Raw genomic sequence first — 21,328 nt, forward strand, 5'->3', positions numbered from 1 at the left:
AAAAAGTATAGCTTTATAAAAATTTCTATTTTTGTAATGCTATTTTTATTTTATGGAAAACGATTTAATAACGGGTATAAGAAAGCAGTTTAATTACTACAAAACGGTTGGAGATAAAACGTTCGACCAATTAACTTTTGAAGAAATGACTTGGCAGTATAACGATTCGGTCAACAGTATTTCCATAATTGTTAAGCATATGGTTGGTAATATGTTCAGCAGATGGACCAATTTTTTAACGGAAGATGGTGAAAAAATTTGGCGCCAACGAGACCAAGAGTTTGAAGCCAGCTATACCAATAAAGACGAATTAATATCTGCGTGGGAACGTGGTTGGAAATGTCTTTTTGATGCCATTGAGCCTTTAAAAAACAACGAACTAAATACCATAGTTTATATCCGGAATGAAGAGCATTTAGTTTCTGAAGCCATTTTTAGACAATTAGGACACTACGCCTACCACATTGGTCAAATAGCACATATTGGCAAAATGTTGAAAGATAATGAATGGCAATCCTTATCAATTCCAAAAGGGAAATCCGTAGCCTATAACCAAGTGAAATTTTCAAAGGAAAAAGAAAATAAATAGTTTACAAATGATGCGTAACTATTAAAGATTTCTATGTCATTGCAAACAACTTAATTGCTTATGCCTTTTGCTAAAAAATTAGCACATCTGCGTGAGTGATAGTAACGGCATCCTTTTGCTTTTTCTGCAAAAGATATAGTGAATAGCACGACCTTTAGGTCACGCCCAAATAAAAATGAAACTACAATTTATTATATCGGCTATGTTTCGTAAATTCGTAGCATCAAAAAACGATTAAAAAAAACACAATGAGTAAATACGATATTATTGTTCTTGGAAGTGGCCCTGGAGGTTACGTAACTGCTATTAGAGCATCACAATTAGGTTTTAAAACTGCTGTAATTGAAAAAGAAAACCTTGGTGGTGTTTGTTTAAATTGGGGTTGTATTCCTACCAAAGCCCTTTTAAAATCGGCTCAAGTTTTTGAATACTTGAAACACGCTGAAGATTATGGGTTATCTGTTAAAGAAGCTGACAAAGATTTTGATGCGGTTGTAAAACGCTCAAGAGGTGTTGCAGATGGCATGAGCAATGGTGTTAAGTTTTTAATGAAGAAAAATAAAATTGACGTTATTGAAGGTTTTGGCAAATTAAAACCTGGAAAAAAAGTAGACGTTGATGGCAAAGAATATTCTGCCGATCATATTATTGTTGCTACTGGTGCACGCTCTCGTGAGTTACCAAGTTTGCCACAAGATGGTAAAAAAGTTATTGGTTACAGAGAAGCCATGACGCTCAAAGAGCAACCAAAAAAGATGATTGTTGTAGGTTCTGGTGCTATTGGTGTTGAGTTTGCATACTTTTACAATTCTATGGGTACAGATGTTACTATCGTTGAATTTTTACCAAACGTGGTACCTGTTGAAGATGAAGATGTATCAAAACAGTTAGAGCGTTCATTCAAGAAAAGTGGTATTAAAATCATGACATCTTCTGAAGTTACAAAAGTAGACACATCGGGAACTGGTGTAAAAGCAACGGTTAAAACCAAGAAAGGTGAAGAAGTTCTAGAAGCAGATATTATTTTATCAGCTGTTGGAATCAAGTCTAATATTGAAAATATTGGTTTAGAAGATGTTGGTATTGCGGTTGATCGTGATAAGATTTTAGTAAACGATTTTTATCAAACAAATATTCCTGGGTACTACGCAATTGGCGATGTTACACCTGGACAAGCATTAGCACACGTTGCGTCTGCAGAAGGTATTTTATGTGTTGAGAAAATTGCAGGTCAGCATGTGGAAGCTTTGGACTATGGTAATATTCCAGGTTGTACATATGCATCTCCAGAAATTGCATCTGTTGGTTTAACGGAAAAGCAAGCTAGAGAAAAAGGATTGGATATTAAAGTTGGAAAATTTCCGTTTTCGGCTTCTGGAAAAGCGAGTGCTTCTGGTGCTAAAGATGGCTTTGTTAAAGTAATTTTTGATGCTAAATATGGCGAATGGTTAGGTTGCCACATGATTGGTGCTGGTGTAACCGATATGATTGCAGAAGCTGTTTTAGGAAGAAAACTAGAAACTACAGGACATGAGGTATTAAAAGCAGTACATCCACACCCAACTATGAGTGAGGCAGTTATGGAAGCTGTTGCTGATGCTTATGGTGAAGTAATACACCTTTAATAAATAAGGAATCCGGTTTACGGTTCTCAAATGGAAGAGCTTATTACCGGAGGAATCCCATTTAGAAATATAAAAAAGCACGATTCTTATAAAATTCGTGCTTTTTGCTTTTATGTTTTTAATGTTAACGTCAAGGAATTTTTACCTTGAATACGGATTTAGGATGGAATAAAACTCTGAATAGCCAATTCATAACTTTGAAGACCAAATCCTAAAACAACGCCTTTGGCATGAGGTGCAACATAGGAATGATGTCTAAATCCTTCGCGCTTAAACGTATTAGAAATATGAACTTCTACAACAGGGGTTTCTATGGCAGCAACGGCATCACCAATGCCTACAGACGTATGCGTATAAGCGGCTGCATTTAAAATAATCCCATGATAGCTAAAACCGACTTCTTGAATTTTGTCAATAATTTCACCTTCAATATTAGATTGAAAATGCTCTATTGTAAATGACTCATATTTTGACTTGATGGTATCAAAAAATTCAATGAACGTTAAGCTCCCGTAAATTTGCGGTTCACGTTTCCCTAACAAGTTTAAATTGGGACCGTTTATAATGATTAGTTTTTTCATAAAGTAAAGGTATAAAAAAAACCGAAGTGTGGACTCCGGTTTTAATTTATGATTATGTGCGGTTTAGAACATGAAACCAACACCTACTTGCCATAGTGCGTTTTTAGCATCTACGTTTTCAAAAACAGTATCATCTTTAAAAATGTCTGTTAAACCAAATGTATAACGACCATTTACAAAAAATCCGTTATCAAATTTATATGCGGCTCCTAAAGCTAAACTTGTATCAAAATCTTTGATATAGGAATCATCTTGATTAATTTCAATATCACCACCATCCGAATTTGGTTGAAAATCTAACTCTTCATGAATTTTAAAACCAAATTGTGGTCCGGCTTCTACACTTAATCCTTCAACTAAATATACTTTAACTAATACAGGTACTTGGATATAATCCAATTGGTATTCTATATTATCGTCCGTATCAAAAACATTGTCTTGATCTATTTCACGCACATCAAAACCTTGTCCAGAGTACATAACTTCTGGCTGAATGGATAAGCGTTCTGTAATTGGGATTTCGGCTAAAACACCCACATTAAAACTAGTACGCGATTTTAAATCATTAAAATCATCACTCGTAATTGTGGAAAAGTTTACACCACCTTTTACTCCAAATTGAACGGCTTTTGAATCCGATTGTGCATATATACTTGTTAAGCTAAAAACTGCGGCTGCAGCAACTAAAAATACTTTTTTCATTTGTTTTGCTTTTTTAGGGTTTATAATTATTATGGTACAAAGATGTCTATCTTTTAAAATAGAAATTGACGTTTTCCATAAGAAAAATAACGCGAAAAATAATTTTATAAATTTGAAGGCAGATTTAAATAGTACTGTTAATAAACTAACATTTTGACAATTAATAAATTAGCTGCTCTAACCTGAAAATTGTGTTCAAATGAGATTTTTAAGTATAAAAAAACCGAAGCTTTCGCTTCGGTTTTTAAACATTTCAATAATTTGGAATTAGAATTTGTAAACCAATCCAAAGTTGATATCACGTAAGTTCAAACCAAATGATAATGTATCATAAGATTCAGCTCCATCGAAATCAGCTTTTTCTGTTGTATATCCTAAAATACCAAAAGAAGCCTCTAACGCGAATGACTTAGATATAAAATAACTAACACCTGGCGCTACACCTACTGCAAAACCATCCGTTTTAACGTCTGCTAATTTATCATCCGTACTTCTGTAATCAACACCTAGTTCTCCAAATACTGAAAACTGACTATCCGGAGTAAAATAATATCTACCAAATACACCAGCAGATAATGTTCCCATATCAACTGTATCAACAGGACCTGATTCTGCTTTTCTAGATATATATCCTAATTTTGCTCCAACAGCAATATTTTCAGTCACGAAAAATCCTGCTTGAGGTGCTATTTCAAAAACGTTAGCCTTATCGTCTGCAATTTTTTCAGAACCAAAACCAACTGAACCAGAAATAAAAATATCTCCTTTTGCAAAACCAGTTGTTTGATCATTGTCATTCTGTGCATTCACATTTGTGAAACCAATTACAGCAATAGCTGCAGTAAATAATAATTTTTTCATTTAATAATTTAATTAAGTTTTTAATTTTTGAATCGGCAAAAATACGCCGAATCATCATATCAACCAAATTAAAAGTAAGTATAATCTTATATTTTAAAAACCAAATTCTACGCCAAAATTAAAGGAATTGAAACCACTACCAGAAACATAGGTTCCACCATAGTAAGTATCTCCATAATCTACACCTCCAGAAATACTTTGGAAAGATGCTATTAAGGCAATGGTTCCCAAATCAAAACCAAATTTTGGTCGCGCATAAAATCCTGATTTAGCATCGCCAGACACGTTAAGTCCCACACCTAAATCAATTCCACCAAAAAACTTACGGTCTGCAAAATAATATCGTGCTGAAGCCGCAATAGGAACGAATGAGGCATCCTTATAATCAGCTATAATATAAAGTTCATCATCAAAATAGCGGTTATAACTGTAACTTCCATCAGCTATAAAATGTGTGTACCCTAATAAACCACCTATTTCTAGGTTGTCAATGATTTCAAATAAGTAGGCACCATCAAATCCAAAGTTAAACGATGCAATATCGCTAGAAGTACTTAATGGCAACCCTATATTGGCACCTATATAAAACCCTCCTGTTTTAGCCTTTTCCACAAAATCATCCTGTGCATTCATTTTTGTTAACCCGAACACTGCTATAGCAGCCAATAAAATTGTTTTTTTCATAATTGTTAGTTTTAGTTAATAGATTGATATACTTAAAGATAAACAAATAACATAAACAAAAAAAAGCCAAAACAGTGTTTTGGCTTTTTAATATCATTAGGTTGTAATGTTTAAAACATAAAACCTGCGGATAATTGAATTACACGGTTTTTACGTGAAAAAGAAAATAATCCAAAATCAGCAAAATCTCCGTAAAAATCTTCATCATCCACTTTAGATAATCCTAAATTATAACGAGCCGTAAAGAAAAGTCCACTTTCCATTTCATAACTCGCTCCAAAATTTAATCCAAAGTCAAGTGACTTGTATAAATCCTTTGTATCAATTTTAACATCGCCTTCTTCTAGATAATCATTATAATAATCATTTCGCTCATCTTTAGCCGAAACTAAAAAACCTATTTGAGGTCCCGCTTCTATGCTTAAACCATCAATAGGAAAGAATTTAGCCATAATTGGAATGTTAACATAGCTTAAATTTACATTATAATCTTGTTTACGATCATCAATATCGAAATAAGTCGATTTGAAACCCTGGTTAGAAAATAATAATTCAGGCTGTAATGCAAACTTTTCAGTGAGCTTTAATTCAGCTAAACCACCAATATGAAAGCCAACTTTCATTTCAGCGTCTTGAAAATCCTCGTCAAAACCAGAAACGCCAAAATCTCCAGCTAAATTTGCAAAGTTAACACCACCTTTAACACCAAACCTGACGTCTTGTGCTGATAGTGCACCCATACTGAACACAGCAACAGCTGCACATACTAATAATTTTTTCATAATTTTAAGTTTTAATTAATTGATTATCACAAACTAACCACTTTTTTCGCAATAATTAAAGTTTTGAAGCTAACTTATTAACATTCTAATTAACAATAAAAAACAAACTATTGATTTTCAGATGTTTATATCTTTAGTTGTTAACAATTACAAAACCTATATCCGCTTTTAAGGAGATTTACATACATTTAAAACTTTATCCTATCTTTGTTACAATGACCTGGAACCAAGCCTTAACGGATTTTAATTTATACCTAAAAATTGAACGTGGATTATCGCCAAATACCATTGCCAGTTATACTTTTGATATAGAGAAATTGATAGCTTTTCTAGAGGAACATAACATGAACAGTTCTCCTAATCAAATCACGTCTGAAACGGTTCAGCAATTTATTTACGACATAGCAAAAGATATCAATCCACGCTCACAATCCCGCATTATATCCGGGTTGCGCAGTTTTTTTGGTTATTTAGTTTTTGAGGATTATAGAACCGATAATCCAATTGATTTAATTGAATCCCCTAGAATTGGCCGGAAACTTCCAGACACTTTAAGCTTAAAAGATATTGACCGGATTATTAATGCTATTGATTTAACCAAAGAATACAATCAAGTACGGATTGGTGAACGCGATAGAACCATGTTGGAAACCCTCTATGGATGCGGTTTACGCGTTAGTGAATTGGTGAGTCTGAAAATTTCAGATTTGTTTTTTGAAGAAGGATTTATCAACGTTACTGGAAAGGGCGATAAACAGCGTTTTGTTCCTATTAGTCCTACAACTCAAAAATATATAACTATTTATATTCGCGATGTTCGTTCTGCTATAGATGTTCAAAAAGAATATAACGACACCTTATTTTTAAACAATCGTGGCAAGCAACTAACGCGTGCCATGATTTTTACCATTATTAAAAAATTAGCGACAGAAATAAATCTCAATAAAACCATTTCCCCACACACCTTCAGGCATTCCTTTGCAACACATTTATTAGAAAATGGTGCCGATTTAAGAGCTATTCAAATGATGTTAGGTCACGAAAGCATCACCACCACCGAAATTTATGTGCATTTGGATAAAAAGCAATTGAAGAAAGCCATCCAAACATTTCATCCTAGGAAATAAACTGCCAAAAAAAAAGTCCCTCTTTTTAAAGAAGGACTTTTTATATATCTAAAATATAATATTTTATTTCGCAATATTTACTGCACGTGTCTCACGAATTACCGTGACTTTAACTTGACCTGGATAGGTCATATCTGTTTGAATTTTTTGAGAAATACTAAAGGATAAATCAGCTGCTTTTTGATCATCCACTTTTTCGCTTTCTACAATAACACGTAATTCACGACCTGCTTGAATAGCATAGGCTTTTTTAACACCTCCAAACCCGAAAGCAATATCTTCCAAATCTTTTAAACGTTGAATATAACTATCAAGAACTTGACGTCTTGCGCCAGGTCTTGCGCCTGAAATAGCATCACAAACTTGAACTATTGGCGCTAATAAGGATTTCATTTCAATTTCATCGTGGTGAGCACCTATGGCATTACAAACATCATCTTTCTCACCAAACTTTTCAGCCCATTGCATACCTAAAATAGCATGTGGTGTTTCCATATCTGCTTCCGCATCTGGCACTTTACCAATATCATGTAATAATCCGGCACGTTTAGCCATTTTTGGATTTAAGCCTAATTCGGCCGCCATTATACCACAAAGTTTAGCAACTTCACGCGAGTGTTGTAATAAGTTTTGACCGTAAGACGAACGGTATTTCATACGTCCAACCATCTTTATTAGTTCAGGATGAAGGTTATGAATTCCTAAATCGATTATAGTTCGTTTTCCTACTTCAATAATCTCTTGTTCAATTTGCTTGGTTGTTTTTTGAACCACCTCTTCAATACGTGCTGGGTGAATACGACCATCTGTTACCAATTTGTGTAAGGATAATCTAGCAATTTCACGACGTACAGAATCAAAACAAGATAAGATAATGGCTTCTGGTGTGTCATCAACAATAATCTCTACACCTGTTGCTGCTTCAATAGCCCGAATATTACGACCTTCACGACCAATAATACGACCTTTAACATCATCTGATTCGATATTGAAAACAGAGACACAGTTATCCACCGCCTCTTCCGTTCCAATACGCTGAATGGTATTAATAATAATTTTTTTAGCTTCTTGCTGCGCCGTTAGTTTAGATTCTTCAATCGTGCTCTGGATATACGCCATAGCATCATTTTTAGCTTCACCTTTTAAAGACTCTACTAATTGTGCTTTGGCATCTTCAGCAGACAGGCTAGAAATAACTTCTAGTTGTTCAATTTGACTTCTATGTAACCTATCTACTTCTTCTTGTTTCTTTTCAATAACTTCTAAGCGATGGTTGTAATCCTTAACTTTTTCTTCCAGTCCATCGTTTAATTTTTTACTTTTTGAAAGCTCTCCAGACAATTGCGATTCTTTATCACGTGTACGCTTTTCGGCATCTGCCATCTTTTTGTCACGTGAGTTAATCACTTTTTCATGTTCTGATTTTAACTCAATAAATTTTTCCTTTGCTTGAAGTATTTTATCCTTCTTAATTGATTCGCCTTCACTTTTAGCTTCTTTTAAAATAGCTGAAGCCGATTTTTTTGCGCTTTTAATAACTTTAGAAGCGTTGTTGCGCTCTAGCACTTTAGCAACAATAAAACCTATTATAATACCTAATAATATTCCACCTACAATAACAATTGTATTATCCATTTTCTAGTTGATTAATTTATATAAAAAAAGCCTGCATCAGAATAAAGTTTTGTATAAACTCCTTAAAACAAGTTTAGGGATACCAAGCTGATCAAGGGTCTGTTCGAGATACTGAATAAATTCAGCACTAACAGCATGCTTTTACAACTTAAACTCACCCTTTTTAAAGAATTCGTGTTGAGTTTATCAAAAAAAATAACTAATGCAGGCAGTAACCTTTATTTTATTTATAAGAACGTTAAGAGTTTAAATGCGAATCTAATAGGTCGTTTAAAGCATCTAACTTTAATTCCACTGTTTCATTCGCATAGTCTTTATCTAATGATTTCTGTTCCACTTGAGAAGCAAATTGCAAAGCGCACATGGCTAATACATCTTGCTTATCTTGAACAGAATAACTTTGCTCAAATTGCTTTATCATAGCTTCAATATTTTTGGCGGCTTTTCGCAACCCTTCTTCCTGACTCGGCGTAATCGTTAACGGATACACACGATTGGCTATTGATAATTTAATTTTTAGTTTTTCTGACATTGAAAACTATGATTCATTACTCGGAAAGTTGCGCAATACAATGATCAATTTCCCGAATTAATGCGTTTATTTTGAGTTTTGTTTCTCTTTTATTTTCGTCACTGCCAAGCATGGAATTGGCCATTTTCAGCGCTTCATATTTTTCTTCCCAATCAGCAATTTGCATTTTATGAGACTGAAGCATATGTTGAGAAGATTGGAGTTCTTGCTGTAATTTTAAATTTGCTTCTTTTAAAAGTCGCTGCTTATGTAAAACCTTGTTGATTTTGTTTTCTAAAGCATTTACAGTTTCTTCAATTTTACTCATCTATCATATCCATACTTATCTCACAAAGTTAACATACCTCGATTTAAATAACAATAGTTTTTCAATAAAAATTAAATAATTTACGTTTCTCCCTAAAATCGCTTCCTATGCTAATGCTTGCGGTTTTTGCTTGTCCAATTTGAATCAAATTGATATTTTAGCAACAACATCCATTTTATGCAAAAATTCCTCACATTTTTTTTACTATTCGCGTTTATAGGCCACGCCCAAACCCCCTATCCTACTGATTATTTTAGGCATCCATTAGATGTTACCATCATTCCATCTGGTACATTTGGCGAATTGCGTTCCAACCATTTTCATTCAGGAATGGATATTAAAACCCAACAACGCGAAGGTTTAAAAGTATTTGCAACGGCTAATGGGTATATTAGTCGTATAAAAATTGCCCATTATGGTTACGGAAAAGCGCTTTACATAACACATCCAAATGGCTACACCACGGTGTACGCACATTTGCAGCAATTGTCCCCAACTTTAGAGGCTTATATAAAAAAGCTCCAATATGAACAGGAAACATTTGAGATTGAGGTATTTCCAAAAATAGATGAATTACCAGTTTTAAAAGGCGATTTGATTGCTTTTAGTGGAAACACAGGAGGTTCAGGCGGTCCACATTTGCATTATGAAATTCGTGATAATGCCGAAAGACCAATAAATCCGTTACTTTTTGGAATAGACATAACCGATACTACCAAACCCATTATAACGGAAGTTTATGCCTACCCTATTTCTGAAGATTCCCATATAAATGGGACTAAAGAACGCCAAAAATTGCGTTTAATTAATACGCCAAATGGCGATTATACCGTTGAAAATATTCAAGCATTTGGAAAAATTGGCTTTGCTATTGAAGCAAATGACAGACAAGATCTAGCCTCTAATAAGAATGGTGTAGAGAACATTCAAACCTTTTATAATGGGAATCAGAAATTTGAAATGGATTTTAAACGCTTTACATTTGATGAATCCAGACTCCTAAATCGCTATATTGATTACGGTCATTATACAGACAAAAAAGAACGGCTTCAAAAATTATTTGTAGAAAGTGGCAACACCTTAAGCATGTTGAAAAATATTGATGATAATGGTTATATTCAAGTAGAAGATAGTACATCATCAGTTTATAAAGTCCGCGTTAAGGATTTTCATAATAATGATGTTTGGCTTACCATTAATATTGAAGGTTTAGTAGGAACCGATGTAAAACCAAAAGAAATTATAGAAACACCGTTTCATATATATTCAAAAAAAGCCAATGAACTTATAAATAAAAATGTCTCGGTATATTTTCCGCAGGATGCTTTTTTTGATGATTTTTATATCAATTTTGAAGTTAACAATGATACCATCACCTTACATGAAGATACCATTCCACTTCGTGAGAACTTTACAATAACCTACGACATTAGCAGTTATAAAGACCAAGATTCTGATAAATTATATATTGCACGTTTAGTAGGTTGGCGGAAACAATACACTATTTATTCTAAAACCTATAGAAAAGAAAACACGCTAACAACATATAATAAAACGTTAGGAACTTACGCTTTAACCGTAGATAACATAAATCCCACAATAAAACCCATCAATTTTACAGAAGGCAAATGGTTGAGTAAATACCGCTTTTTAAAAGTGAAGATTGAAGATGAAGGTTCAGGAATTTCTAATTATCGTGCTACTATAAATGGCAAATGGATTTTAATGGAGTATGATTATAAAACAAATTTACTGGTTTATGATTTTAACGATAATGTTTCAACCGAAACAAAAAATAATTTAAAGATAATTGTAACAGATAATGTGGGAAATAATTCTACTTTTGAAACAACCTTTTTCCGAAAATAAAAAATTAAAACCTTGACATATAAATCACTTTCAGTTTTCGTTGTTCTTTTGCTACTGGTGTCGTTTACAGCCATTGCTCAAACAGGAACCCTAAAGGGTGTTATTTTAAACAGCACCAACACACCCATTTCAGATGTTAATATTACCGCAGGAAATTCAGGAACTACAACCGATGAAAATGGGTATTACAGTATAAAAATACCTGCTAATCAAGAAATAACCGTTGTTTTTACACACATCACGTTTAAATCGATAACAGCAACATTCAATCTTAAAAATGGTGAAGATGTCGAGTTTCATCCCGTTATGGATGAAGCGGTTGAGCAAATGTCAACCGTAGTTATTTCGGGAAAAACACGAAAAGATGTTCAAGGAATTATAACCCTGCAACCTGAAACCATTAGGAATATTCCAGGCGCCAATTCCGGTGTTGAAAATTTATTAAAAACCTTACCAGGTGTTAGCAGTAACAATGAATTGAGTACACAATACTCGGTTCGTGGTGGAAATTTTGATGAAAATTTAGTTTACGTAAATGGCATTGAGGTCTATCGTCCGTTTCTTATTCGTTCTGGACAGCAGGAAGGTTTAAGCTTCGTTAATACGGATTTAGTTCAGAATGTCGATTTTTCAGCTGGTGGATTCCAAGCCAAGTATGGCGATAAATTATCATCTGTTTTAGATATTACCTACAGAAAACCTTATCAATTTGGTGTGAGTGCCGATTTAAGCTTATTGGGTGCCAGCGTTTCTGTGGAAGGACGAAGCAAAGATTCTAAATTTACAGGTATTGTTGGCATGCGTTATCGTGATAACAGTTTATTGGTGAATGCCAAGGAAACGGAAACCAATTACGATCCGAAATTTGCCGATGTGCAAACCTTTTTAACCTATAAATTTACCGATAAATTTCAATTGAGCTTTTTAGGAAACGCCTCCATCAATAAATACAACTACGAACCTGAAACACGCCAAACTAATTTTGGAACGCTTCAGAATCCACTTGCACTATTGGTGTTTTATGAAGGTCAAGAACGTGATAAATACGAAACCTATTTTGGTGCTTTAAAAGGAACCTATTTAGTTAATGACGATTTAACATTGAATCTTATTGCTTCCAGCTATCACACCGTTGAAGAAGAACATTTTGATATTTTGGCGCAATACCGTTTAGGTGAAGTCAACACCAATATTGGCGATGAAGATTTGGGTGAAGTGGAATTTAGCGAGGGCATTGGTGGTCAATTAAACCACGGAAGAAATGATTTAGATGCTTTAATTACCACTATTGAACACCAAGGAAGTTATAAGAAAGACGATAATGATTTTGAATGGTCTATAAAATATACCAATGAGGATATTAGGGATCGTTTAGTAGAATGGGAAGTGATTGATTCTGCTGGTTTTTCTATAAATCCACCGAGTTCAGATGCCTTTAATGACCAACCCTATTCCCCATATTCAGGACCATTGGAACCTTTTCAAAACGTACGTGCCAAGAACAAAACACAAATTGACCGACTGCAAGCCTATTTACAATGGAGCAGACGTATGGATATTGGCAATAATGAAGCGTGGTTAAATGTTGGTGCACGTGCTCACAATTGGACCGTAAGTGGCGAAGGCATTGAAAGTACTAGTCAAACCGTATTTAGTCCGCGTGCACAATTCGCTATTAAACCCAATTGGGATAAAGATATGCTATTCCGGATTGGAACTGGTTTATATTACCAACCACCATTTTATAGAGAATTACGCGATTCTTCAGGAACCGTAAGGCCAGATGTAAAAGCGCAAAAATCATTTCACGTGGTTCTTGGTAACGATTACAGCTTTAAAATGTGGGACCGACCCTTTAAGTTAACCACGGAAGCTTATTATAAAAAAATAACGGATGTAAATCCGTACACTTTAGAAAACGTACGTATTCGCTACAGAGCCAAAAATAATGCCGAAGCTTATGCATACGGATTGGATATGCGCTTGAATGGCGAGTTTGTGCCAGGAACCGAATCTTGGTTTAGTTTTGGGTATTTAAAAACCGAAGAAAACATTGATGATCGTGGTTATATTGCCAGACCAACAGATCAGCGTTTAAAATTTGCCGCGTTGTTTCAAGATTATGTACCCAGTTTACCAAAAATGAAAATGTATTTAAATTTGGTATACAATACAGGTCTTCCAGGAGGATCACCAAGTTATGCCGATCCGTATGAGTATCAAAACAGATTGCCAGATTATAAGCGTGCCGATGTAGGTTTTCAATATGTTATTGTTGATGATAAAGATGATTACCAAAGTGGCTGGCGAAAGCCCTTTAAATATTTATCAATTGGTATTGAAATTTTCAATGTGTTTGATGTACAAAACTCGATTACCAACACCTGGGTTCGTGATGTGTATAGCAAGCGTCAATATGCGATTCCTAATTACTTAACACCGCGTGTGTTTAATGTGCGAACGAGTATGCGGTTTTAAATTATAAGCCAAAAGTATATTATTTTGTAATCAAAAATTTAACAAAGTTTTGATTCAAGCAATCTGACTTTATACTACTTTTGTGTTGTGAAAACAAAATTTCAACTACATATAGCCATTTCCTTACTCCTAGTTTATGTATTAAACTTCGGAACGGCTATTCATGATGTTTTTGTAGATTCGTTTTCGGAAAGCACGTTTAAAACACAGACGACTGATAAACAATCTAAAGATGATTCGTCTCGTTTTTACGCCTATCAAGATCTTGAAATATTAGGCCATAATCCTATTGATTCTGATGTTCCTAATGTTTTTACAGAGCGCTTTGCATCATATAATACGATTCTATATTTAGATGCTTCGCAAACAGCTCGAGATAATCAATATTTTAAAGCAGGACAGTATATTATACCGAGTTATAATACGCAAACCTGCATCTTCCCATTCCACAATTTTATTTAAAATCCTTTTTTAGTTTTTGTTTCGCTGAATTTTCAGCCACTATTTCATGCTTTTAAATAAGCGCATTTTAAACATTCTAAAAAAATAAAAATCATGGATTTAAATACCATTATCATCGGTTTGGTTATTACAACAGTAATTATTGTACCACTAGTGTACATTCAAATGTCTCAAAATATTCAAAAGAAAAAAGCGAAAAACACATTTATTGCGAACGCCAAATCAAAAAACATTCATGTTTCCGAAATGGATTTCTGGGGAACCTATTATGCGATTGCTTTAGATGTTTCGGAAAATAAACTGGTCTATTCTAAAAAAACAGAAGAAGAAACCGTTTGGATTACAGCCGATTTAAACCTCGTAACCGACTGCTACATTCATAAAACAGATAGAACCATAAAAAACAAAACGACCAATAAAATTGAAACAGACCGGATTGATCTCGTGTTACGCACCAAAGGTCAGGAAGATTATGTTTTGGAGTTTTTTAATGTGGATATTAACTTTGAAATGACAAATGAAAAAGTGTTGCTAGAAAAATGGCAAGCACGTATTTCAAAGCAATTGGTAACAACTAAAATTGCTGCTTAAAAATTTTATATTTAGTGTTAAGTTTTAAGGTTCAAAATTCAAGTTTCATCATGCTTGACTTTTGGACCTTATTAATTAAAATAAGTAATTACTTAAGCCTTAACAAATTCCTTTAAAACAGAAATGACATAATCAATTTCATCTTTCGTGTTATAAATACTAAATGAAAAGCGAATAGATGGTTTCTTTAAATCATCTTCACTTAAAATTTCACTCAAAACATGTGATCCTTTTGTACTTCCACTTTGACAGGCACTTCCTTTAGAACAAGCTATCCCTTTCAAATCCATTTGAAATAATAAAATCAATGCTTTTTCAGGTGGAATAGGTAAACATACATTAATTAGGGTGTAAGTGCTTTTTTCTAAATTACCAGACATGCCATTAAAACGAACATCTGGAAATGCTAGCTTTAATTCAGCAATAAAATGTCGTTTTAAATCTAATACATACGCGCTTTCCGTTTCCAAATTGGCATAGGCCATAATGAAGGCTTTTTCTAAACCTACAATATCATGAACAGCTTCCGTACCTGCCCGAATGCCGCGCTCCTGCTGACCACCAAAAATTAACGGTTTTAAACCTGAATTTTTTCGAATAAAAGCAAAACCTACACCTTTTGGTCCATGGAATTTATGGGCACTTGCCGCTAGAAAATCAATGTGAACATCTTGTAGGTCCAGTTTATAGTGTCCAATACATTGTACAGCATCACAATGAAACAAAGCGTTATTAGCTTGGCATAAATTGCTCACACGTTTCACATCCAAAATATTTCCTATTTCATTATTAACATACATGAGGCTTACCAAAGTCTTTCCATGTGTTTTAAGAAGTTGTTCTAAATGTTCAAAATCTACCTGACCATCAGCATCTAATTTTACATAGCTCACTTGTATATCACATGTTTTTTCCAGTTGCTCAACTGTATGCAAAACCGCATGATGTTCAATTTTGGAGGTTATAATATGTTCAACCCCTAAATCGCGAATGGCGCATTGCAACGCTAAATTATCAGCTTCCGTACCACCGGACGTGAAAACAATTTCACCAGCACTAACATTTAATTGTTTCGCAATTGTTTTTCTGGCTTGTTCTATTAAAACTTTGGAAGCGCGTCCAAAACTATGTGTGGATGAGGCATTACCATAATCATTGCGCATAACGGCTGTCATAGCATCAATAACTTCATCCCTTACTTTTGTGGTTGCTGCACTATCAAAATATACTGGTTTCATAAGCTTATTCGTCTCCATAAATTAATCATACAAAATTACAAGAAATAAAATTATTTGTTCCCGATGACGTTGTATATTTAGCAATTCTTTTAATTTTGTACAAAATATACTCGTCATGCGAAAATTACTTCTAGTACTTCTAACATTTTCAATGGTTTCATCTTGTGATGATGGTGACATCATTAACGTTGATTTTGAATTTGGCGATACATTTGTAGCCTGTGGCGAATTGGTTTTCTATCAAGTTAAAGAAAACCCATTTGAATCGTTATCACTCCAGATAGTTGAACCTGCATGGACTTTAGAAAAATTAATAGAAGTAGATACCATTACAGGACTGCTTGTAAATGACGAACCTATTGAAATTGCAATAGAAGGAACAGCTAATCAATTTAATTACCGCTCCTATAATAACAATCCAGCACCTTTATTTTGTAATGACGTACCTCCTTCTGATATTCAAATTAATGAAGATTTATCAAGTGTTTCAGGCACTGGTATTATTAATGTATTTTTAGTTGAAGATGATAATGATGGTATTCCAGCCGAAATGGAAGATGCTAATCTAGACGGCGATTTTGATCCGGCAACAAACCCAACCGATACTGATGGTGATGGTATTCCAGACTATTTAGATGTGGATGATGATGGCGATAATGTTTTAACGTCTGTTGAGATTGAAGATGATAATGCGGATGGAGACAATGATCCTTTAACAAACCCAAGAGATACCGATGAAGATGGCATTCCAAACTATTTAGATACCGATGATGATAATGATGGCACATTGACGATTGATGAAGAAAATGCACCAGCCGATCAAAACCCTGCCAATGATTACACAGATCCTAGTATAGCGGATTATTTAAATCCAAATGAAAGTGCTACACTTCCAGCAACAGCGTATCGTGCGCACCCAATCAATCAAGTGTTTACTATAACCTTGCGGGTTGAAGACGTGCAATTTCCTACTATAACACAAGATGTTTTCGATATGGGCTCATTAACCGATTCTAGATTAACTAATACACGTTTGGTAACACCAGAATTTTAAGGAATTAAGAGTTATTGGCATTTTGATAGATATAGACTTCTGTAGCACCAACACCATATTTCTGGAAGTCGGCGTCATAGAACTTAACAGCATCGTATCTGCTAAATAGATATTCTAATTCTGTTTTTAAAACACCTTCACCCACACCGTGGATAAACACCATTTTTTGAATGCGTTTTCGGATGGCGAATTCCAATTGCCCGCGTGCCGTGTCTAGTTGTAAGGTTAACATATCATGATTGCTCATCCTGTTGGAGTTTTCAGTCAAATGATGAATATGCAAATCCACTTCCATAGTTGGCTGATAGCGTTCTTTAGCCTTTTTGGTAGTTGTCTGCTTTCTTTTAGGTTGTTCTTTCTCTCTTATAATGGCTTCTGCAGCTCTTAAATCTATTTTCATTGGTTTGGTAACAACCAATTCATTTGGTTCAAAATCAAGCTCAAAACCATCAGGAGTTTCAATGGTTACCACGTTGTTTTTTACTTTAGTAACTATTCCTGACAAGTCATCATCTAAAACAGCTACGGTATCTCCTACTTTAAATGTCTTCATGTTCATTTTCTTTATCATTGGACTCTTTATCAAATTTGCTCGGAATCTTACTCGAGATTCTATAAATACCATACATTAAAATAATAATTCCTATTATTAAAATGGCGACGTTTTTCTCATCTCCAGACTGACCATAAATTGCTGTAATACTGCCAATTAAAATTAATAAATAGGAAACATATTGCTGCTTTTTCATGAGGTGGTCGATAAAATTTTACTGTTTGTCGAATTTAATATTAAATGTTGAAACCACATATAATTTGCATTCTTTTTTTTCGTAGATTCAAACAAGTTAATCCATTAAATGATAGCGTATTATGAAAAACAATACTTCAGTAACCCGAATACTTCATGTCTTTATTTTAACATTTTTCCTTCACGTCGGCTTGTTTGCACAGGTTGGGATTGGGACCACTACTCCAACAACAACATTAGATGTTAATGGCGCTATTTCCTTACGAGATGGTGGTACCTTGACTTTAACAAATGGAAATAACAACAATATAAATTTAGGAGCTGTTCCATACTCCAACTACAGAATTATTGGTCCAACTACTAGCTTTTTTGTAAATAGTATAATTCCCATAGCATCTTCAGACGGCCAAATAATTACATTACAAAATACAACTAATGCTGTAATGATAATTAGACATGATGCTGGTGGCAATGTAAACAATCGGATTCTTGTTCCAAGTGAAAAAAACCTAGTGTTAACTGGAAGATATTCATCTGTAACATTAATGTATAGTGATAATCAAAACAGATGGATAGTTCAAAACAAGCTTTCAGATGAAACTATTTATGTAACTGCTCCAGCAGATTATGCACCATTTACAATTTATAATTTAACCTATCCTATTGCTGCTTGTACTTCTACATCTGCGGTTAGTGTAAATTTACTTGGTGATTGGAGCGTTTTGAACCAACCATGGGAGGATATAACTATACATCATGTAGAAGCAAGAACTGGTGAAGTTAGGTTTGTTTTAGTGAATAGTAGTCCAGGCACTACCTATATTGGGATGGACTTTGTAATTAGTGTTAGAAATTAATTCAATTAAATTATGATGAAATATCTATATATCTGTATTTTTTTATCCTGTTTTTTAACCTTTTCTCAAAAAACAAACAGTGGTGTTAAAATGAACCAAGTCACTTTAGAAAATCAAAAAAGTTATTCATTTGAAGAATATATTTTATTACCTAAAGTAGAAAAAAATGCTGTTAAAACGATTGAATCTATATCTAATGGCGAAGAACAAATTAAAAAGATTGTTTATTTAGAAAATCAAAAAACATATAGTGTCGCGGATTATCTAAATAAACCTAAATCTGAAAAAAGTGTCATTTCGGTTAAAAATTCTAAATCGGAACAAAAAAAGACCCAAGTAAAAAATATAATTATTTTAAAAAATCAAGAAGTATTAACAAGAGAAGAATATTTAGGGAGACCGAAAACAACAAAATCTATAATTATTAATAATTAAAATATTACCATGAAATATTTATATACATTAATTCTATTTGCGGTTAGTGGTTTATCATTTTCACAATCTGACTTATTTGTTAGCAATGGTAGCTATGTATATGTTGATGGTACTGCTTTTACAAGTGGAACAAATGCACCATTATATGTAACCAATTCTATTAACTTAAACACCAACAGCCATATATACTTACGTAACGAAGCCCAATTATTACAAGGCAACAATGTTGGTAATTCTGGAGCTGGTAGATTAAGTGCTTTTCAAACAGGTACTGCAAATACCTATGCTTACAACTATTGGAGTTCTCCTGTAGGTATTAACGCTGGTGCAGCTGGAAATACAGCTTTCAGACCAAACAATAATATGTATCGTGAAACCGCGGCGCCAATTACCAGCACACCTTTTGGGTACGTAGCGGGCTATAATGGTACAACAACACAAATTGCGAGTTATTGGTTATATACATTTATTGGATTACCATCTACGACTAACGCCTATGAAGATTGGATTGGTTTAGGTGGTGGTTCATTGCCCGTTGGAGGCGATCCTAATGGGACCCTAGCTTCAGGCTACGGTTTTACTATGAAGGGGAATCCAAGTGGAGGCCAACAATATGATTTTAGAGGACGACCAAATAATGGAAATATAACCGTTACCTTGAATGCCAACAGAGAAACATTAGTTGGCAACCCATACCCTTCCGCTTTAGATGCACGGGATTTTATTCACAACGCTACCAATGCTACACGGATGACTGGAACTCTTAAATATTGGGAGCAAGCACCTGGCGCTAGCTCCCATAATTTATCGGATTATGTTGGTGGTTATGGTATTTATACCATTTCGGCAGGAGGTGTTGACTCATTTACCAATGCGCCATTTACTACTTATTTACTAGATGGCACACCAACAAACGCGCCGTTTGGAACGGGCTCTAAAGTAGCGCGTCGTTATATTCCAATTAGTCAAGGTTTTATTATTGAAGGTAACGGAATAGGAGGCACCATTGTTTTCAATAATGCACAACGTGAGTTTTATAAGCAATCTGGTATTGATAGCTATTTTTATCGAAATCAGCATGATGATAACGACGATTCAATAGCGGAAACTACTTATAATGAAGACGGTTTCAATATCGTACCAGCAGATTTTAAACGGTTCCGAATTAATGTCGATTTTACAGAAAACGAATTATACACACGACAGCTGCTTATGAATTTTCACAATTCGGCAACACCTGGTTTCGATTATGGTTTAGAAGGAAAAGGTGATACGCCGTTGGCATCGGATGCGTATTGGACATTAAACAATGAACCCTATGTTATTCAGGCTTTCAGTTATGATCAAGCTTTACGAATTCCATTGATTGTTAAAGCACGAACTAATCAGCCTTTGCGTTTTAGAATTTATGACATTCAAAATTTTGATGATAGTCAACCTATCTATATTCATGATATAGAAAATGATATTTATGTGAATTTAAGAGAATCTAATTACGACATTAATTTACCTCTTGGAACGTATTCAGAGCGTTTTGAAATAACGTTTACTACTCAAACATTGGGAATACCTGATGTTGCATTTACTGATTTTACCATCTTTCAAAATAATGAAACATCCCGAATACATTTAATAAATCCAAACCTTCGTGATATTAAACATTTTATAGTTTATGATGTGTCTGGAAAACAGGTTTTGGACATTAAAAACATGCCGCTTTCCGAAAAGCACACTATTTCCACTAATCAATTTAGTGATGGCATGTATGTGGTTTCTGTTGCTTTTAAATCTGGAATACATCTGAATAAAAAAGTAATCATTGCAAATAAAAAGTAAAATATTCATGGCTTTTTTTAACTTTGACTAAATTCAAATTAAAATAGTTATGTCTTCACCAGAAGATTTTATGCTACCCTGTTTAAACAAACAAATCTTTGGGTTTGATTGTATGGGCTGTGGTTTACAGCGTTCCATATCGCTTTTATATCATGGGGAATTAGTGTCTGCATTCAAAATGTATCCAGCCGTTTTTCCATTAATTGCCTTATTTATCTTCATAGCTTTCAATATTTTTTTTAAATTTCAACATTCAAACAAAATTATTAATACACTCGCCATTACAACCGTAATCGTTATAATTGGGAGTTTTACTTTAAAACTAATTACTTAAA

Annotated in this window: 23 protein-coding genes and 1 other RNA gene; 12 read left to right on the forward strand and 12 right to left on the reverse strand. The window is 34.1% G+C overall.

Annotated features, from left to right (window positions below):
• Positions 1-52 precede the first annotated feature (52 nt).
• Together ACFPH8_RS10765 and lpdA are read left to right on the forward strand one after the other, a co-directional pair.
• Entirely contained in the window at positions 53-589 is a 537-nt protein-coding gene (locus tag ACFPH8_RS10765; protein ID WP_376860862.1) for a DUF1572 family protein, read from the forward strand.
• A gap of 248 nt (positions 590-837) precedes the next feature.
• On the forward strand, positions 838-2,214 hold the full coding sequence (gene lpdA / locus ACFPH8_RS10770; RefSeq protein ID WP_376860864.1) for a dihydrolipoyl dehydrogenase: 1,377 nt from the start codon (positions 838-840) through the stop codon (positions 2,212-2,214).
• 158 nt (positions 2,215-2,372) lie between these two features.
• Here lpdA and aroQ read toward each other — a convergent pair whose 3' ends face one another.
• From aroQ to ACFPH8_RS10795, 5 genes are all read right to left on the reverse strand, one after another.
• Positions 2,373-2,795, reverse strand: a complete 423-nt coding sequence (gene aroQ / locus ACFPH8_RS10775) for a type II 3-dehydroquinate dehydratase (RefSeq protein WP_248399159.1) — start codon at positions 2,793-2,795, stop codon at positions 2,373-2,375.
• Between the two features lie 63 nt (positions 2,796-2,858).
• Positions 2,859-3,497 carry a porin family protein gene (locus ACFPH8_RS10780; protein ID WP_248399157.1) on the reverse strand — a complete coding sequence of 213 codons (639 nt, stop codon included), beginning with the start codon at positions 3,495-3,497 and terminating at the stop codon, positions 2,859-2,861.
• Positions 3,498-3,764: 267 nt separating this feature from the next.
• Positions 3,765-4,358, reverse strand: a complete 594-nt coding sequence (locus ACFPH8_RS10785; protein ID WP_376860867.1) for an outer membrane beta-barrel protein — start codon at positions 4,356-4,358, stop codon at positions 3,765-3,767.
• Positions 4,359-4,451: 93 nt separating this feature from the next.
• Complete coding sequence (locus ACFPH8_RS10790) at positions 4,452-5,042, reverse strand: hypothetical protein (protein ID WP_376860869.1); 591 nt, start codon at positions 5,040-5,042, stop codon at positions 4,452-4,454.
• A 110-nt stretch (positions 5,043-5,152) separates the two neighbouring features.
• Positions 5,153-5,824, reverse strand: a complete 672-nt coding sequence (locus ACFPH8_RS10795) for a porin family protein (RefSeq protein WP_248399151.1) — start codon at positions 5,822-5,824, stop codon at positions 5,153-5,155.
• Between the two features lie 215 nt (positions 5,825-6,039).
• Here ACFPH8_RS10795 and xerD point away from each other — a divergent pair, with 215 nt between their 5' ends.
• A complete protein-coding gene (gene xerD, locus ACFPH8_RS10800; protein WP_248399149.1) occupies positions 6,040-6,951 on the forward strand; it encodes a site-specific tyrosine recombinase XerD in 912 nt (303 codons plus the stop codon).
• 63 nt (positions 6,952-7,014) lie between these two features.
• On the opposite strand, the gene rny is transcribed toward xerD, so the two are convergent.
• The 4 genes from rny to ACFPH8_RS10820 form a co-directional block, all read right to left on the reverse strand.
• Positions 7,015-8,586 carry a ribonuclease Y gene (gene rny / locus ACFPH8_RS10805; protein WP_248399147.1) on the reverse strand — a complete coding sequence of 524 codons (1,572 nt, stop codon included), beginning with the start codon at positions 8,584-8,586 and terminating at the stop codon, positions 7,015-7,017.
• A gap of 55 nt (positions 8,587-8,641) precedes the next feature.
• A non-coding RNA gene (gene ssrS / locus ACFPH8_RS10810) (6S RNA) lies at positions 8,642-8,769 on the reverse strand.
• A gap of 55 nt (positions 8,770-8,824) precedes the next feature.
• Positions 8,825-9,118, reverse strand: coding sequence for a cell division protein ZapA (locus ACFPH8_RS10815; protein ID WP_248399145.1), 294 nt, complete (start codon positions 9,116-9,118; stop codon positions 8,825-8,827).
• Positions 9,119-9,134: 16 nt separating this feature from the next.
• The gene (locus tag ACFPH8_RS10820) at positions 9,135-9,425 is read right to left on the reverse strand and encodes a hypothetical protein (protein WP_248399144.1); all 291 of its coding nucleotides are present in this window, start codon (positions 9,423-9,425) and stop codon (positions 9,135-9,137) included.
• Between the two features lie 177 nt (positions 9,426-9,602).
• Here ACFPH8_RS10820 and ACFPH8_RS10825 point away from each other — a divergent pair, with 177 nt between their 5' ends.
• The 4 genes from ACFPH8_RS10825 (at position 9,603) to ACFPH8_RS10840 (ending at position 14,825) form a co-directional block, all read left to right on the forward strand.
• Positions 9,603-11,294: a M23 family metallopeptidase gene (locus ACFPH8_RS10825; protein WP_376860873.1), complete on the forward strand. Its 1,692-nt coding sequence runs from the start codon at positions 9,603-9,605 to the stop codon at positions 11,292-11,294.
• Between the two features lie 12 nt (positions 11,295-11,306).
• The gene (locus tag ACFPH8_RS10830) at positions 11,307-13,772 is read left to right on the forward strand and encodes a TonB-dependent receptor (protein ID WP_376860874.1); all 2,466 of its coding nucleotides are present in this window, start codon (positions 11,307-11,309) and stop codon (positions 13,770-13,772) included.
• 87 nt (positions 13,773-13,859) lie between these two features.
• Complete coding sequence (locus ACFPH8_RS10835) at positions 13,860-14,234, forward strand: hypothetical protein (protein ID WP_376860875.1); 375 nt, start codon at positions 13,860-13,862, stop codon at positions 14,232-14,234.
• Between the two features lie 93 nt (positions 14,235-14,327).
• The gene (locus ACFPH8_RS10840) at positions 14,328-14,825 is read left to right on the forward strand and encodes a hypothetical protein (protein ID WP_376860876.1); all 498 of its coding nucleotides are present in this window, start codon (positions 14,328-14,330) and stop codon (positions 14,823-14,825) included.
• 92 nt (positions 14,826-14,917) lie between these two features.
• Here the strand turns inward: ACFPH8_RS10840 and ACFPH8_RS10845 are convergent, their stop codons facing one another.
• Positions 14,918-16,063, reverse strand: a complete 1,146-nt coding sequence (locus ACFPH8_RS10845; RefSeq protein WP_376860877.1) for a cysteine desulfurase family protein — start codon at positions 16,061-16,063, stop codon at positions 14,918-14,920.
• Positions 16,064-16,178: 115 nt separating this feature from the next.
• Here ACFPH8_RS10845 and ACFPH8_RS10850 point away from each other — a divergent pair, with 115 nt between their 5' ends.
• A complete protein-coding gene (locus tag ACFPH8_RS10850; protein ID WP_376860878.1) occupies positions 16,179-17,117 on the forward strand; it encodes a hypothetical protein in 939 nt (312 codons plus the stop codon).
• A 4-nt stretch (positions 17,118-17,121) separates the two neighbouring features.
• Here ACFPH8_RS10850 and ACFPH8_RS10855 read toward each other — a convergent pair whose 3' ends face one another.
• Positions 17,122-17,670, reverse strand: coding sequence for a Smr/MutS family protein (locus ACFPH8_RS10855; protein WP_376860879.1), 549 nt, complete (start codon positions 17,668-17,670; stop codon positions 17,122-17,124).
• Positions 17,657-17,866 (reverse strand): hypothetical protein, encoded by a 210-nt coding sequence (locus ACFPH8_RS10860; RefSeq protein WP_248399128.1) that lies wholly within the window; start codon positions 17,864-17,866, stop codon positions 17,657-17,659. The genes ACFPH8_RS10855 and ACFPH8_RS10860 overlap by 14 nt, the downstream gene beginning before the upstream one ends.
• A gap of 121 nt (positions 17,867-17,987) precedes the next feature.
• On the opposite strand from ACFPH8_RS10860, the gene ACFPH8_RS10865 reads away from it, so the two are divergent.
• From ACFPH8_RS10865 to ACFPH8_RS10880, 4 genes are all read left to right on the forward strand, one after another.
• Positions 17,988-18,722, forward strand: a complete 735-nt coding sequence (locus ACFPH8_RS10865; RefSeq protein WP_248399126.1) for a hypothetical protein — start codon at positions 17,988-17,990, stop codon at positions 18,720-18,722.
• Positions 18,723-18,812: 90 nt separating this feature from the next.
• Positions 18,813-19,157: a hypothetical protein gene (locus tag ACFPH8_RS10870; protein WP_376860880.1), complete on the forward strand. Its 345-nt coding sequence runs from the start codon at positions 18,813-18,815 to the stop codon at positions 19,155-19,157.
• A 9-nt stretch (positions 19,158-19,166) separates the two neighbouring features.
• Positions 19,167-20,993, forward strand: a complete 1,827-nt coding sequence (locus ACFPH8_RS10875) for a T9SS type A sorting domain-containing protein (protein WP_376860882.1) — start codon at positions 19,167-19,169, stop codon at positions 20,991-20,993.
• A 49-nt stretch (positions 20,994-21,042) separates the two neighbouring features.
• Positions 21,043-21,327: a DUF2752 domain-containing protein gene (locus tag ACFPH8_RS10880; protein ID WP_376860884.1), complete on the forward strand. Its 285-nt coding sequence runs from the start codon at positions 21,043-21,045 to the stop codon at positions 21,325-21,327.
• Position 21,328 lies beyond the last annotated feature (1 nt).

The sequence above is a fragment of the Bizionia hallyeonensis genome (assembly GCF_042657385.1).
Classification (GTDB): domain Bacteria; phylum Bacteroidota; class Bacteroidia; order Flavobacteriales; family Flavobacteriaceae; genus Algorimicrobium; species Algorimicrobium hallyeonense.